At 40.1% G+C, this 14,593-nt stretch carries 17 protein-coding genes; 3 read left to right on the forward strand and 14 right to left on the reverse strand.

All coding sequences use genetic code 11. The features are described from left to right. Positions 1-34 precede the first annotated feature (34 nt). Entirely contained in the window at positions 35-877 is an 843-nt protein-coding gene (locus ABC361_RS16245; RefSeq protein WP_413074901.1) for an SDR family oxidoreductase, read from the reverse strand. Positions 878-997: 120 nt separating this feature from the next. Between ABC361_RS16245 and ABC361_RS16250 the strand changes: the two genes are divergently transcribed. Then, complete coding sequence (locus ABC361_RS16250; RefSeq protein WP_413074902.1) at positions 998-1,855, forward strand: PRC-barrel domain-containing protein; 858 nt, start codon at positions 998-1,000, stop codon at positions 1,853-1,855. On the opposite strand, the gene ABC361_RS16255 is transcribed toward ABC361_RS16250, so the two are convergent. From ABC361_RS16255 to ABC361_RS16285, 7 genes are read right to left on the reverse strand one after another with little or no spacing between them, the layout of a single operon-like run. Continuing rightward, entirely contained in the window at positions 1,852-2,259 is a 408-nt protein-coding gene (locus ABC361_RS16255; protein ID WP_413074903.1) for a Na+/H+ antiporter subunit G, read from the reverse strand. The two genes, ABC361_RS16250 and ABC361_RS16255, sit on opposite strands and share 4 nt — an antisense overlap. Further along, entirely contained in the window at positions 2,237-2,521 is a 285-nt protein-coding gene (locus ABC361_RS16260) for a Na(+)/H(+) antiporter subunit F1 (RefSeq protein ID WP_413074904.1), read from the reverse strand. Before ABC361_RS16260 ends, ABC361_RS16255 begins: the two co-directional genes overlap by 23 nt. Continuing rightward, positions 2,521-3,003 (reverse strand): Na+/H+ antiporter subunit E, encoded by a 483-nt coding sequence (locus tag ABC361_RS16265; RefSeq protein WP_099303559.1) that lies wholly within the window; start codon positions 3,001-3,003, stop codon positions 2,521-2,523. The genes ABC361_RS16260 and ABC361_RS16265 overlap by 1 nt, the downstream gene beginning before the upstream one ends. Positions 3,004-3,042: 39 nt before the next feature. Beyond that, positions 3,043-4,530 (reverse strand): Na+/H+ antiporter subunit D, encoded by a 1,488-nt coding sequence (locus ABC361_RS16270; protein ID WP_413075790.1) that lies wholly within the window; start codon positions 4,528-4,530, stop codon positions 3,043-3,045. Continuing rightward, positions 4,523-4,867 carry a Na(+)/H(+) antiporter subunit C gene (locus ABC361_RS16275; protein WP_099303561.1) on the reverse strand — a complete coding sequence of 115 codons (345 nt, stop codon included), beginning with the start codon at positions 4,865-4,867 and terminating at the stop codon, positions 4,523-4,525. The genes ABC361_RS16270 and ABC361_RS16275 overlap by 8 nt, the downstream gene beginning before the upstream one ends. Before the next feature lie 3 nt (positions 4,868-4,870). After that, positions 4,871-5,293 carry a Na(+)/H(+) antiporter subunit B gene (locus tag ABC361_RS16280; RefSeq protein ID WP_099303563.1) on the reverse strand — a complete coding sequence of 141 codons (423 nt, stop codon included), beginning with the start codon at positions 5,291-5,293 and terminating at the stop codon, positions 4,871-4,873. After that, complete coding sequence (locus tag ABC361_RS16285; RefSeq protein WP_413074905.1) at positions 5,280-7,709, reverse strand: Na+/H+ antiporter subunit A; 2,430 nt, start codon at positions 7,707-7,709, stop codon at positions 5,280-5,282. The genes ABC361_RS16280 and ABC361_RS16285 overlap by 14 nt, the downstream gene beginning before the upstream one ends. 622 nt (positions 7,710-8,331) lie before the next feature. On the opposite strand from ABC361_RS16285, the gene ABC361_RS16290 reads away from it, so the two are divergent. Continuing rightward, positions 8,332-9,018: a universal stress protein gene (locus ABC361_RS16290; RefSeq protein WP_413074906.1), complete on the forward strand. Its 687-nt coding sequence runs from the start codon at positions 8,332-8,334 to the stop codon at positions 9,016-9,018. A gap of 57 nt (positions 9,019-9,075) precedes the next feature. Here the strand turns inward: ABC361_RS16290 and ABC361_RS16295 are convergent, their stop codons facing one another. Both ABC361_RS16295 and ABC361_RS16300 read right to left on the reverse strand, forming a co-directional pair. Then, on the reverse strand, positions 9,076-9,654 hold the full coding sequence (locus tag ABC361_RS16295) for a nitroreductase family protein (protein ID WP_413074907.1): 579 nt from the start codon (positions 9,652-9,654) through the stop codon (positions 9,076-9,078). 78 nt (positions 9,655-9,732) lie between these two features. Next, on the reverse strand, positions 9,733-10,569 hold the full coding sequence (locus tag ABC361_RS16300; RefSeq protein WP_413074908.1) for a VOC family protein: 837 nt from the start codon (positions 10,567-10,569) through the stop codon (positions 9,733-9,735). A 130-nt stretch (positions 10,570-10,699) separates the two neighbouring features. On the opposite strand from ABC361_RS16300, the gene ABC361_RS16305 reads away from it, so the two are divergent. Then, complete coding sequence (locus tag ABC361_RS16305) at positions 10,700-11,041, forward strand: winged helix-turn-helix transcriptional regulator (protein ID WP_413074909.1); 342 nt, start codon at positions 10,700-10,702, stop codon at positions 11,039-11,041. 79 nt (positions 11,042-11,120) lie between these two features. Here the strand turns inward: ABC361_RS16305 and ABC361_RS16310 are convergent, their stop codons facing one another. Genes ABC361_RS16310 through ABC361_RS16325 form a run of 4 tightly spaced genes read right to left on the reverse strand, consistent with a single transcriptional unit; the run spans position 11,121 to position 14,589 of the window. Then, positions 11,121-11,477, reverse strand: coding sequence for a DoxX family protein (locus tag ABC361_RS16310; RefSeq protein WP_413074910.1), 357 nt, complete (start codon positions 11,475-11,477; stop codon positions 11,121-11,123). Between the two features lie 12 nt (positions 11,478-11,489). Next, on the reverse strand, positions 11,490-12,647 hold the full coding sequence (locus ABC361_RS16315) for a CapA family protein (RefSeq protein ID WP_413074911.1): 1,158 nt from the start codon (positions 12,645-12,647) through the stop codon (positions 11,490-11,492). Between the two features lie 20 nt (positions 12,648-12,667). After that, a complete protein-coding gene (locus tag ABC361_RS16320) occupies positions 12,668-13,675 on the reverse strand; it encodes an ABC transporter ATP-binding protein (RefSeq protein WP_413074912.1) in 1,008 nt (335 codons plus the stop codon). Next, positions 13,672-14,589, reverse strand: coding sequence for a C40 family peptidase (locus tag ABC361_RS16325; protein ID WP_413074913.1), 918 nt, complete (start codon positions 14,587-14,589; stop codon positions 13,672-13,674). The genes ABC361_RS16320 and ABC361_RS16325 overlap by 4 nt, the downstream gene beginning before the upstream one ends. Positions 14,590-14,593: the final 4 nt, after the last annotated feature.

Raw genomic sequence — 14,593 nt, forward strand, 5'->3', positions numbered from 1 at the left:
TTAAAAAAAGTTATGAAAACAGCCTAAGCCGTTCTCATAACGTTAAATAACCTGTTTGCTTCTCGCTCCATTCCCAACACTTTTGAGCCAGCTGAACATCTTGTGCTTGCTTGGCGGTCTTCGTTACTTTCCGATTAACAAAATACTTCCCTGCATCTGCCTTTACTTTCTGAGACAATGCTAAATATAGAGTCGTATCTGCCCCCTCCCTCGGCGTTTGGAAAAATGGACGTAGTAATTTGTGAATGGTCGCGCCAAACCCCGAATCACGGTTTACCCCGAGATTGGTCGATACAGCGCCTGGGTGCATGGCAAAGACCGATACGTTCGTTTCTGCTAGTTTTTTTGATAACACTTGAGCAAATAGCAGGTTGCACAATTTTGACTGTCCGTAACCTTTTAACACATTGTAGTGCTCATGAAGATGAGGGTCCTTTTCATAAAAGTTTCCCCATTCATGTGCTCCTGAAGAGACGATAATAATTCTTCCATCATCGGCACGTTTTATAGCGTTTAACAGCAGGTTCGTCAGTAAAAAATGACCTAAGTGGTTAACCCCAATTTGCATTTCAAACCCGTCTTCTGTTTCTTGTCTTTTAGGGGTCACGATCCCGGCGTTATTGATTAAAATATCAATGGTTTTATGCCTTGCTTGAATGGCTTTGGCAGCTTGTTTAACGCTTGCCAATGAACCAAGATCACAAAGCTGCAGTTCAACACTGCCGTTCTTTTTCTGTTTTTCTATATTCGCAAGTGCTTCTTTTCCTCTTTTCTCATTACGACATAAAAGAATGACGTGCATTCCACTGTTCGCGAGTACGAGTGAAATACTTTGCCCCATGCCTGAGTTCGCTCCTGTTACAGCTGCAATTTTCATCTTAGCGCCTCCTTGCTGTTTTTATTCCTTCATTTTCGTTAAACAAAACCACTCATCTTCGTGGTTTTAGTTTTCTTAAAACGGTTATAGCATTATTATCATAACAATGGAGGAATGACAATGTTAATTCATGCGAAGTCATTGAGTAAATTTAATATGAATGCTACTGATGGTGAGCTTGGACAGCTAGATGATTTCTATATCGACTCTCATACATTAAACGTTCGGTATTTTGTTGGTGATACGAGGACGTGGTTCTTCGGAGGAAAGGTCTTATTAAATGTTGATGCTTTCACAGACATTGATCTTGATGAAGGACATATATCGATTAACGCTACAAAAGAGCAAATTAAAAACAGCCCTAAACCAGATGACGCTGCACCGATTAATCGTTTTTACGAACAGGAGTTAAGCGAACATTATGGATGGCCTGCCTATTGGTCTGTCCCAGCAGTTCCAACTGCCTCTGGTTACGGCACAACGACTGCAGCAGGTGCCCCACTAATACCGCCTGTTTATACACCAAATCCAACTGAGACTGCGGAAGACACAAAAGCAACGATGCGAACTGGTGCAGAAGAACAGAAGATGGAAGAGAAATTTCAGCAACACGTTCACTTGTTTAGCCTCGATGAGCTAAAAGGGTATCACGTTCATGCGAAAGGCGGCGAAGTAGGGAAAGTGTTAGATTTCGTGTTGCACTTTGACAAAAATGTAGAAATCGGAAATTGGAGCGTTCGTTATATGATCGTCGACGTTGGTGGGTTTATGCAAAAAGAACCTATTATTGTTCCTATGCAAACCGTTAAAGAAGTTACTTGGTTTGACAATAGTATCATCATTGATTTGGATAAGGAAAAGATTGAGGAAGCGGAAGAATACACAACAGAACAAACCATCACCGCCGAGACTGAACAAGGATTGTTTACTCATTATCAGTTGACTCCTTATTGGGAACGAAAAAAAGAAGAAGGCTAACGCCCTTCTTCTTTTTCTTCATCCCCTGCGCTTTTTGAAGGGTCATGATAATCTTTTTGTTCCAGTACATCTTTTAGTTCATCTTCCACACTCGTATCCGTTAAAGGAACTTTAGACCGGTAAGCAGCTCGTGCAATTAAGTGACCTGCTACTGGCGCTGTTAGGAAGACAAACACAATCCCTAAAATTAATCGGATACTTACATATTGATCGGTCAGCCAAAAGTAAAAGAAGGTCCCTGTTAACGTTAATAAAACGGCTAGAGTCGCACTTTTTGTTCCAGCATGAGAACGGGTATAAACATCTGGCAGCCTGATGATCCCAATGGCACTAATAACAGCCATAATTGCACCAGCTAGAATAAAAATTGCACCTAAGGCTTCACCTGTTACGCTTGCGCTCAATGATAACACCCCTCTCGATGAATTTAGAGAAAGCAATCGTACTAATAAACGCTAAAATCCCAATTATTAATATCACTTCTAAAAACGCTCTTGTATTTAACACGATCGATACCACTGCAGCAACAGAGATAAGGTTTACCCCAATTGCATCTAATGCAACAACCCGGTCCGGCATACTTGGTCCTTTAATAATCCGATAAGCCGCAATCCCAATTGCAGTAGCAAAAAGAAACAGCGCGATAATTAACATCGTTTGGAACATTATCTTGTCACCTCCATGATCGCCTTTTCAAACTTTGTCATTGCTCGTAAGACGGCGTTTTTGGAGTCTGGTATATCCATAGCATGTATATAAAAGACATTGTTCGAAGGAGAGATCTCCAGTACAACAGAACCAGGAGTCAACATTAATAGCAATGCCAGTGCAGTTACTTCCCAATCCCCTTTTAATTTTGTTTCGTACGTGAAGATACCCGGCGTTAGATTTAGTTTTGGTGACAGAATTTGTCGGATAATAAGGATGCTTGAACTTAGCAATTCTCTTATAAAAATGAGCAATAATTTAAATGCCGAGTACGCTCGCTTTAAGTAAAATTCTTTAAAGAAAAACCGTCTCATCACATAAATAATCCCCATACCAATAAGAAAACCAGCAAATAGCGTCGAGAATTCGAATGAATCTTCATCTTGTAGTAAGACCCATAGGAAGGCAATTAATATATTTAATAGGAGTTGACCAAACATTCTTGATTCCCCCCTCTTCGATTAAAAGCTTGATTCATACTAAGCCCCTCCTTGATCTAACACTGCATCAATGTAGATATCCGGGTTCATTAATGTTTCAGCAGCGTCGCCCACAATTCCCGCGATTCCTTCTACACCTAATCCAAGTGCTAGAGAAGCAACTGCAAACAATACACATGGAATGATCATGCCTTTTTTCATTGGAAGCGCGCGGTCTTTACTAATCGTCGTTTCGCCAAAGAATACGTTTTTAAAAATACGTAGCAATGAGTATAAAACAAAGATACTGGAAATCAGGGTAAATGCCAATATAACGTAAGCTCCAGCCTCTACAGCACCTTGCGCAACGAACACCTTGCCAATAAAGCCACTTAACGGAGGAATTCCAGCTAAGGCGATCATGGTGATGAAGAACAGCCACCCAAGTAATGGGTAGTGACGGATCATACCGCTTACTCGATCAAGCCTTCCGGTGTTGGCTAAATAGATCGTTACACCAATTAATAAGAAGAGCAATGCCTTCACAATCATGTCATGAATCAGATAATAAATAGCTCCCTCGACTGCCGCTTGATTAAAAATAGCTAACCCACTCAAGATGAAACCAACAGCAATGACCACATTATAGGCAATAATTTTTCTAAGATCATTGTAAGCAATTGCTCCAATAGAACCGCCAATCATCGTCAAAATTGCCATGATCCCGATTAATGAGTGTGTAATCGTTGGTTCGTGATAAAACAAGAGTGTAAAAACACGAAATAACGCATAAATCCCAACTTTTGTTAAAAGCGCTCCAAATAAAGCCGCGATGCCCATTGGAGGAGCACCATATGAACCTGGTAACCAGAAGTACAGAAGAAGACCTGCTTTCAAACTAAATACCAATAAAAGGATAATCGCAATAGTTGTTAATAAAGCTGGTTGACCTGCTTCTGCAATACGTAACGATAATTGCGCGAAATTAAGGGTACCGAGTGCGCCATACATATAAGCAATCGCAATTAAGAAAACGAAAGACGAAAATACGTTAACCAATACATATTTGATTGACTCTCGTAGTTGTCCTTTTTCTCCTCCTAAAACGATCAATGCATATGAAGCAAGAAGCATCACTTCAAAACCAACATATAAGTTGAATAAATCACCTGTTAAGAAGGAACATGCGACACCTGCAAGAAGCAATAGGATTAGCGGATAGACAAACATTTTTTCTTTGTCCTCGCCAATAGTTGAAAACACATAGATTAAAACAACTGCTGCAATAAAGTAAGCTGTTGCAGTAAGCAATAACGAAAAGCTATCGCCTACAAAGGTAATCCCATATGGTGCAGCCCAGCCACCGAAATCTAACGTTTGGATACCATTCGCTTGCGCGTCAATCAATAAATACGTACTAACACCAAAAGTGAAAACCATTGTAATAAGGCTAATCACTCTTTGGGTTTTTACGAAAGGTCTTAAAAAGATTAATATGATTCCAACAAACAATGGGAGGACCATTGGAATTACTAGTAAATTACTCATCATTATCATGTCCCCTCAATTTTGTGAGATCATCTGTTTTTAATTCTTTATACGTTCTATATGCTAATACGAGGAAAAAAGAGGTTACGCCAAAGCTAATGACAATCGCTGTTAAAATAAGTGCTTGTGGCAATGCATCTGTATACGATGCAGCATCTTCTCCAAGTAACGGTGCACTCGAATCTCTAGAAAAGCCGCCCATTATTAGAATTAACATATGGACTGCATGAGACATAATAGCTGTTCCTAAAATGACTCGTAGTAAGCTTTTAGAGAGGATTAAGTACGTTGCGACAGTGACTAAGATCCCAACTAAGATCGACATCATCGTTTCCATAAGCTATACATCCTCACTTATACTAATAATAATCGTTACTACGGTCCCAATTACAGCTAACGCCACGCCAGCTTCAAATAATACAACAGAAGCCAAGGGGATTTCTCCTAGGATTGGTAACGTAGCAGATACTTCCGTTTGGCTCAAAAATGGAACACCAAAGGCAAGCGCGGCTAAGCCCGTTCCGACTGAGAGAAATGCGCCTACTGCCGCTAATACTTTAAAATCGATCGGCATCCCTTTTCGAACTGTATCGATATCAAATGCAAGCAACAATAAAACAAATGCTGAGGCAAGAACTAATCCACCGACAAAGCCTCCACCTGGCTCATAGTGACCAGCAAGAAACAAATGGACACCGTACGTTAATATAATAAATACAGCTATTTTGGAAACGGTCTGAACAATTACGTCATTCGCCTTCAACGTCCTGCCCCCTCTCATCTTTTTTTGGCTTCAACTTGATTAATACATATACGCCAAGACCAGCAATAAGAAGGACAACCACTTCTAGCATTGTGTCAAACGCTCTAAAATCACCTAATATCGCATTGACTATATTTTGCGCGCCAGCAAGCTCATACGCGTTTTCATAAAAGGACGAGATTGATTCAAAGAAACGATTGCTTTGTACGGAAAGAGCTAATACGGTTACTAATGTTCCTACCGAAACCGCAATAATAGCATTCATCACTTTAATTCGCGGTCTACGTTTTTCTTTCTCCCACTCTGGTAGGAAATAGAAACATAATAAGAATAGTGCCGCCGAAACCGTTTCAACAACTAACTGGGTTAACGCCAAATCTGGAGCACGGAAAAACACAAAGAATAATGCAAGCAAGTAACCTAATACACCATTTAACAGAATTCCAGTTAACCTTGATTTTGCAAACGGAATTGCTAAGGCTGTAATCGCCATAACAACTGCTAAAAATCCTTCGTAAATGCTGATTGGTGCATTGTCTGATGTATCAATTTGAATGGCACCAGTATACGCTACAGCACCTGTAACGACGACAATGATGGCAAGGAAAATATATACCATATAATGATACATGTTTCCTGTCATGTAGCGATTTGTCATTTTTGTTGATTGGTTTTCAACCGTAATTAATGAATAATTATATAAATTGTCTAGCGTTAACTTTCTCGGGAACAGAGCGTAAATGCCCTGCCATTTTGGCCATAGCTGATACAGCACTATACCAAAACCAATTACACCTAACGTCATGAGTAACTCTGTATTCACTCCGTGCCAAACAGAGATATTAAACATGGTTTCTGTACCTTCAATACCAACAAATGCAGGCATGACGGCTGCATAGCCTGGTTGAATGAGATATTCCCCGATAACGTTCGGGAAAAAGAAGAACACCACGACTAAACTTGCTAAAATAACTGGGGAAATTAACATACCTATTGGAGCTTCGTGGGCTGTTTTTTCCAGTTTTTCTGGCTGATGTTTGCCAAGAAACGTTTTGAAGACAAGGATCATGCTGTAAACAAATGTAAAGACACTTGCAATCCAGGCTATAACCGGGAACAGCATTCCCCATGTATCAATAGAGAAAAACGATAGCTGCGTCACATCAAGTACGCTCGTGAAAAACATCTCTTTACTTAGGAAACCATTAAACGGTGGTAAACCTGCCATCGCAAAACTTCCGATGACTGCAAGTGTAAAGGTAACTGGCATAATTGCCATTAAACCACCGAGTTTTCGGATATCACGTGTACCCGTTTCATGGTCGACAATTCCAACGACCATAAAGAGCGCACCTTTAAAAGTGGAATGATTCACTAAATGAAACAAAGCAGTAAAAATAGCCATTGAATAGACAACGGATTCACCGTTTGCAACATCGAAATACATCGCTGCCGAACCAATCCCAAGTAGACTCATAATTAAGCCTAATTGGCTAATCGTGGAGTACGCTAAAAGCGCTTTTAAATCCGTCTGCCTCACAGCATTAAAGGAACCCCAGAATAGTGTAACAATCCCGACAATACTTACAACCCAGAACCACACCGCATCACCACCGAAAACCGGGGTGAACCGCGCAACTAAGTAGATACCCGCTTTAACCATAGTGGCAGAGTGAAGATACGCGCTAACAGGCGTTGGTGCTTCCATCGCGTCAGGCAACCAAATATGAAACGGAAACTGGGCTGATTTCGTAAATGCGCCTAATAACACTAACAACATAGCTGGAATGAATAGTGTGTGATCGGTATATTGTGAAACGTTTGCGATAATTTCTCGTATACTAAACGTATCCATCATCGTGGAGAGCATAATAAAACCGGCCAACATCCCAATTCCACCTGTTACGGTGATTAACATGGACTTTTGAGCACCATAGCGCGATTGACGTCGATGGTACCAATACGCAATCAGAAGAAACGATGAAATACTCGTTAATTCCCAAAATAGATAGAGCACCATTAAATTATCTGAAAAGACAACGCCTAGCATGGCTCCCATAAACATAAGAAGATACACGTAGAAATGGCCTAATGACTCACGTTCTTTCGATAAGTAATAAATGGAATACAGGACCACAAGACTCCCTACTCCAGTAATAAGTAAAGCCAAAATTAAACTTAGACCATCTAAATAGGCGGTAAAGTTAATCCCTAATGACGGAATCCAAGGAACTTCGCTTAGATGGACTTCTCCCCTAGCAACATTAGGAATAAATTGGACAAGGTAAATAAAAAGTACAATTGGCACTAGTAAAACAAACCAACCTGTATGTACGCGCTTTAGTGTTTTATATAATAGCGGCACAATGAGCGCTACAATAAATGGTAAAACAATAGCAAGATTTAACATGTACACAAAAACCTCCTCTGCAACAACATTGAATCATCTATAAAAACATACATATCGCTTTAATAAATCCTTACAAGTTTACCCTTAGAAAACAATGCTAACCAATGCTTGTGCTTCGTATTTTGTGGGTGTAAGATGGGGACAATGACTTATTCAAAACGGTATGACAAACCAAAATCGCGCAGCTTTGCAACCTGACTGCGCGCCAAACCGTATCGATTAAAATCTATGTAGACGAGTGCATTGTACATCCATCATCGTTATTTAGGAGGGTTTTTATTGAAGGGAATCGATCACATGCCTAAGTAAATGATTACTTTCTACAGAAAAGTATATACTATTTTTAGTTACGATGCACCGAATATGCCTTGAACTTTACTAGTTGTGTCCAAATCGTCACATTTTAAAGCGTCCAATCAAAATTGGATTCGCTGCATCTTATATAGATGAAAAAATAGTTCAAACTTTTTTCGGAAAGCAATTGAAATTTATGGAATCACGTTATATAATTACCTAGTTTCAACAATGCCTCAGTCGCTAAGAGCAGCTGAGGGAGTGACTACGATCCGTCTTATTCACAATTTCTATGTTCTTAGAATCACATTATTAAGCTGAGGTGAACTCTTTCATGAAAAAAGCTAAAGGACGTATGGATGAGAGCATTTTAGTTTGCGTCTATTATGGTCCAAACGGCGAGCGTCTTATTAGACGAGGCGCAAAAATCGCTACGATGCTAGATTGTCCACTCTATATATTAACGGTAGATGCACTACCTTACGATGAATTAGATGCTGAGAAATCAGCTTATGTTGATCGTTGGAAGGAACTTGCGGAAGAATGCGATGCAGAGGAATTTATTGTTCGTGACAATGAAAAGAAACCGTCTGTAAAAGTAATCGCAGAAATCGCTCGAGAACACCATATTACTCAAATTATTATTGGTCAAACAGCTAAGAGTAGATGGGAAGAAATTACTAAAGGCTCGTTTATGAATGTTCTATTAAGAGAAATTCCGTTTGTTGATTTCCACGTTGTATCTTGTGACCGCGCCATTAAAGGACTGGAAGGTCATTTTGAAAAAGGAGTTCGCGCTTATCTCGTAGAAGACGAGGAAGGCTATGCACTTATGTTTTCACACTCAAGTATGGCAAAGTATGAAGGCATCTTCTTTAAAGAAACCGGAACAGATTTCAATAACGGGATCTTTAAATTTATGAAGCACAACAAAATGATTCAAGTTCATATTACAGACGACCGTGTAACGGAGCCGACGAAAATTTACCCAACTCTAAAAGAAGAAAAGCTGCAGAAATAATGAAAAAGCGCAAAAGATGGTTTATCTTATAGCCCATCCTTTGCGCTTTTCATTTTATTATTCAAACGATTTGAATTGCTTTTCCATATCGACTTCTTCTTTATCTAAAGCTTTCCCATTTGGTTTCCCGAATGGTAGCTGCGCTTTTAAATCCCATGTAGATGGAATGGTCCATTTGTCTTTTTCGGATTCAGTGGTCCATGCCTCGTAATGTGTTAAATTCCCACCAAATCCTTCTACCTGTAGTGCGTTCCAAACCGTAAACTGGAGCATGCCAGACGATTGATTTGACCAAGTTGGAAAATATTCAAGGTATTTTGGGTTCTTTCTTTGTGCTTCTGAAATAGCTGCGTAATCTTCAAAAAAGAGAACAGTGCCGTATCCTTTTTCATAATGATGTAGCTGTTCACGTTCTTCCTCACTAATGGTCTTCAATTGTTTCACATGCGCCCAAAATTGCTCGTGCCGCTCACCTGTGATAAGCCATACTCTACTTGACTGAGAATTAAACGGTGTTGGTACATACTTAATCGCATGTTCAATCACTTCAATAATACGTTCTTTTGACACAACAGCTTCAGCAGAAAGATCCACATACGCCTGTCGATTTTGAATCGCTTCAAAAAAAGTTGTCATAGCACTTCCCCTTTCAATCTGTACTTCTAATCACTTAGTTTACAGAGCGTATTTAGAGATCTCAAGAAAACTGCCTTCTTATTCATGTGTAAATTTTATGAACATCTCCGATGGATCTTGTATTGTAAACGATGTCTCGTCCTCTTTAACTAAAACGGCTCTAACAGTTGGCGCTGACCGTAAAGCATGAAACTCTTTACTATCAAGCATTCTTACCGTATACCGACTCATTCCAACAAATGGTTCTGGCGCGGTGATTTTATTTCTTACCCACGTGTTAAACCCAAAATGGTGATGATAGCCTGTCCCAGACATAAAGAGTGCCTGCTGGCCAAAATGCGTCATTGTATTAAATTGGAGTACGTCTTTATAAAATTGTTCCGTTTCCGTTAAATCCTTTACATGCATATGAACATGACCCATTGTTAACCCATTCGGTATACCGTTCCACTCTCCAGCTAGATCAAGGAGACTTTGTACATTTAGTGGAATCGTATCCATCCGAATAGAACCGTCCTCCGAGTACGTCCAACTGTTTCGGGGTCGGTCGCAATAAAGTTCAATCCCATTTCCATCTGGATCATCTAAATAAATGGCTTCACTCACTAAATGGTCGGCACCACCTATATCGATTTGTTTCTTTTGTAAGTGGAGAAGTTGTGTTCCAAGCGAAGCACGATCGGGATACAATAAAGCAAAATGATACAGACCTACATAAAGTTGACCAGGATTCTTTTTCGCATCACGGTTTTCATTTAGAATTAAAAGACTGCTTCCTTCGTTTACAAAAAGTTCAGCCCTTTGTCCTTCCACCTTTACTTCTTTAATCCCTATTATGTCACGGTAAAAATTCAATGACTCATCCAAGTTTGTTACAGTTAACTCCACTTCACCTAAGATCATCCGTTCATACATTACGATAGACGCCTCCTTATTTTATAGAATACAACGTTAAGAAAATTGTATACGGTCAATTTAATTATTGGAAGTACGCACTTATTTGTACTATAGTATATAAAAAGATACTAAATATGAGGTGGATGATATGGAGAATTCCTGTCAAGTAGATACGGCTCTTGAAATTTTAGTCGGCAAGTGGAAGCATAAAATCTTGTTTCAGTTGTTACACGAAGATGTAATGCGCTTTAATGAGTTAAAACGCGCAATTCCTGGTATTACACAAAAAATGCTCACATCGCAACTACGTGAACTCGAACAAAACGACATTATTCAACGTGAAGTTTATCCACAAATCCCACCAAAAGTTGAATACTCGATGACGCCTTACGGTGAAAGTTTAAAACCGATTCTAGATGCAATGCATAGTTGGGGCTCTAACCATATTAAACATTTGGACCTCATGTTCCCGAAGACGAAAGAGCAATAATAGAGGCCGATGAATAAAAGAAGACGATTGATCCTATTGGACCAATCGTCTTTTCAATATGTTCATCTACATCTCGTAATTATGATTTCGTTACTTTCAGAACCCACCAAATCAGTAAAAACTGTAAGGGCAATCTTAACCATAAAGCATAAGCAGGTAAACTAAACTGTTCTGGCACCAATGCCATATAGAGATTTACTGGAAAAACGAGGATCAAAAAGATCGCTGTCCATATACCGGCTCTTGAACGAGTCGGCTTATACACAAGTAAGACGGCAAGTGCCATCTCAACAATCCCAGAAGCATAAACAATAAACGGGCGAAACGGAACCCATTCAGGCATCGCTTCAATGAAAAATGAATCAATTACAAAATGACCGATACCTGCCATAAAAAACAATAGGGCAAATACATACAGTCCAATAACTCGTAACATAGCCAATTACTCCTATTCTGTCATGACGTCTAACTCTGGTAGCCATTGGCTCATATGCGCTTCAACATCTGCAAGATGCGTATCAACATCTGGTAACTCACTGTCCGTTAGGTCTTTCATAGGTGTCACACGATAATGGCGATCCCCTTCTTCAAATTGAACATAAGTAGGAAGAAGCGCAGGATTTACAGCTCTTGCTTTTTCACCTTCAACCATTTCTAATTCAAAATGAAAGATGCCTCCCACACGTCTTGGGTGGTCATATTGACCAGACAAAAAATTCCCAAGTGAATAGACAACAAGCATATCGTGCTCATGCTTTCTTTCAATCCATTCAACAGGTTGAAGAACGTGTGGATGATGGCCTAATACCGCTGTTGCTCCATTGTCCGCAGCAATTTGTACCCAATCCCGTTGTTGTTGATTAGGATAGTCTACATACTCATCTCCTGCATGTAAAGCAACAAGAACTGCATCGGCCTTCTCGCTAGCCTCTGATATTTGGGTTTCCATAAGAGCAGGATCTGCAAGATTAACAAGATAGTCCCTTCCATCTGGAACAGGAATCCCATTTGTACCATATGTATAGCTTAAGACAGCAATCGAGATGCCTCCACTTTCAATAATTCGTAACTCGTTTGCATCTTCTTTATCTCGGAATGATCCTGTGTAAACCATATCTAATTCATCCCAATATTGAAGCGCATTCATAATAGACTGGGGCCCACGGTCTAACGTGTGATTATTTGCTAACGTAACAACATCAACACCTGCTTCTTTTAATGCATCACCAACTTCAAATGGAGAATTAAAAGCAGGATATCCAGATAAACCGATTTCTTCCCCACCAATCATCGTTTCTTGATTCGCAATGGTTACGTCTGCCTCTTGTAAATAAGGAGCGACGTCTTCTAACATCGGAGTAAAATCAAAGCCATTTTCTATTCTAGCATCGTCATAAACACGATCATGGATTAATATATCGCCTACTGCACGTATTGTTGTTGTTTGATAAAAACGATTCGCTTGTGCCGTTCGCTCCATCTCCTCAACATGCTCCATTTTCCCTAAAGGTGTTATTTCCATTGAAGTCGCTTCTACTTCTGTATCGCAACCGGTCATAAAAAAAAGGAAAGCGATAAAACCAAAAGCAGGAGTGGTTCGCTTCATTCACGTTACCCCTTCCAACACTATTCTCTAGTCATCGCTACTTCATCATGGTCCCAGTTAGACTTCTCATCGTACAAGTGACATGCGGCATAATGACCAGGTTCATACTCCTTCATTTCTGGTACCATCATAGCACATTTTTCCATTGCTTTGGGACATCTTGTCCGAAACACACATCCGCTAGGTGGTGAAATAGGACTAGGAATTTCTCCTTTTAATAGAATTGGTTTACGTTTATCTTCAAGATCAGGGTCTGGAATGGGGATCGCCGATAATAACGCTTCCGTATAGGGATGCAGTGGCTTTTTATAAAGTTGTTCACTTGTTGTTAATTCAACTAATTTCCCTAAATACATGACTCCAATTCGATCACTAATATGACGTACCATCGAAAGGTCATGAGCAATGAATAAAAACGTTAATCCATGCTCCCGCTGAAGTTTTTGCAGCAAATTTACTACTTGCGCTTGAATCGATACATCCAAAGCCGAAATTGGCTCGTCCGCTACAATAAACTCTGGCTGTAATGCAAGTGCCCGAGCAATTCCAATACGTTGACGCTGTCCCCCACTAAACTCATGGGGATACCGATTGGCATGTTCTTTGCTTAAACCTACTGTTTCTAACAGCTCCCATACCCGTTCCTTTCTTTCCTTTCCTCTTAAGTGCCGATGAACATCTAAACCCTCGGCAATGATATCCATCACCATTGACCGGGGATTTAACGAGGCATATGGATCTTGAAAAATCATTTGCATGCTTCGGTCAAGTTCTTTCTTCTGCTGGGCATTTGCCTGATGAACAATTTGATCCTTAAAAGTAATGAATCCTTCAGTTGGTTCATAGAGCCTTAGTATTGTCCGTCCTAATGTCGACTTTCCACATCCCGATTCACCAACCAAGCCAAACATCTCACCTTTTTTTATTGAGAATGAGACACCGTCCACTGCCTTAAGCGTTTGATTTTTTCGAATGTAAAAATGCTTCTTTACATCTTTTAACTCTACCATCATCTCTTCTGTTTTCATGACGCATTCATCTCCCATAATGAGGAACTGCTATATCTTCTAACGCCACATAATTCTTTTTCATAAATCGTCCCGCTTAGCGCAATCTCTTCAACATTTTTTCCTGTTTTAGGTGCGTGTATGATCTTTCCATTTCCAGCGTACATCGCTACGTGATGGACGCTACCTGCCCCTTCGTCATAAGCGAAATAAAGCAAATCCCCCTGCTCCATATCCGTCTCATTCACCGTGATTCCTGTTTGAAATTGATTCGATGCATCTCTTGGGATAATGATGCCGCTACTTTTATACATTCGATAAACAAAACCGGAACAATCAAACCCAAAACCGCTCATCCCTGCCCATAGGTAAGGGAGACCGAGAAATCGCCTTGCATTTGTTAAAAAGGTCGTTCCATCCTTTTCAAAAAGCTGAAACGAAGCCTCCTCTCTCTTCAAATACCCTTCTCCAAGCGGCGTGCGAACACGAATCCAGTCATCTTCAGCGGTTGTTACTTCAAATGTTGTTCCAAAGCTAAGATGGAGCCAACGCTGTTTTTGAATCGTATAAAGCCAAGCGGTTTGACTCGTAATATACACATTTTTTTGCTCATTGTTTTCATAGTTTAAGACAGTAAGCTGTCTACTTGGCACCCAACCTGGGTATCCGCTTGCATGCTTCACTGTCGGTTGATCAGGAATTACAATTTCGGACCACCCGTTTTCTTCATTTAAAACTTCGACTCGATCGTTAAATAAAAGTTGTGTCTGTGCGAGATTGTCTGTGCACAGCTGAAGACGGTCTTCATATGACATAGTAGCTAAATACACATCTATTCGATAAGGCTCTTCTGTAATCAGTTGATCAATTGGTCGTGGGGATGTGTTTGTCGTCCAGACTGTTGATATCGGAACACTTACGCGCTTTTCTATCATGTTC

The sequence above is a fragment of the Shouchella phoenicis genome (genome assembly GCF_047238345.1).
Lineage (GTDB): Bacteria > Bacillota > Bacilli > Bacillales > Bacillaceae_D > Shouchella.

Bases quoted from the DNA above. Each gene is read 5' to 3' on its own strand.
- ABC361_RS16245 (WP_413074901.1), bottom strand. From the start codon at position 877: ATGAAAATTGCAGCTGTAACAGGAGCGAACTCAGGCATGGGGCAAAGT.
- ABC361_RS16250 (WP_413074902.1), top strand. From the start codon at position 998: ATGTTAATTCATGCGAAGTCATTGAGTAAATTTAATATGAATGCTACT.
- ABC361_RS16260 (WP_413074904.1), bottom strand. From the start codon at position 2,521: ATGTTCCAAACGATGTTAATTATCGCGCTGTTTCTTTTTGCTACTGCA.
- ABC361_RS16265 (WP_099303559.1), bottom strand. From the start codon at position 3,003: ATGTTTGGTCAACTCCTATTAAATATATTAATTGCCTTCCTATGGGTC.
- ABC361_RS16270 (WP_413075790.1), bottom strand. From the start codon at position 4,530: ATGAGTAATTTACTAGTAATTCCAATGGTCCTCCCATTGTTTGTTGGA.
- ABC361_RS16275 (WP_099303561.1), bottom strand. From the start codon at position 4,867: ATGGAAACGATGATGTCGATCTTAGTTGGGATCTTAGTCACTGTCGCA.
- ABC361_RS16290 (WP_413074906.1), top strand. From the start codon at position 8,332: ATGAAAAAAGCTAAAGGACGTATGGATGAGAGCATTTTAGTTTGCGTC.
- ABC361_RS16295 (WP_413074907.1), bottom strand. From the start codon at position 9,654: ATGACAACTTTTTTTGAAGCGATTCAAAATCGACAGGCGTATGTGGAT.
- ABC361_RS16300 (WP_413074908.1), bottom strand. From the start codon at position 10,569: ATGTATGAACGGATGATCTTAGGTGAAGTGGAGTTAACTGTAACAAAC.
- ABC361_RS16305 (WP_413074909.1), top strand. From the start codon at position 10,700: ATGGAGAATTCCTGTCAAGTAGATACGGCTCTTGAAATTTTAGTCGGC.
- ABC361_RS16310 (WP_413074910.1), bottom strand. From the start codon at position 11,477: ATGTTACGAGTTATTGGACTGTATGTATTTGCCCTATTGTTTTTTATG.
- ABC361_RS16315 (WP_413074911.1), bottom strand. From the start codon at position 12,647: ATGAAGCGAACCACTCCTGCTTTTGGTTTTATCGCTTTCCTTTTTTTT.
- ABC361_RS16320 (WP_413074912.1), bottom strand. From the start codon at position 13,675: ATGAAAACAGAAGAGATGATGGTAGAGTTAAAAGATGTAAAGAAGCAT.
- ABC361_RS16325 (WP_413074913.1), bottom strand. From the start codon at position 14,589: ATGATAGAAAAGCGCGTAAGTGTTCCGATATCAACAGTCTGGACGACA.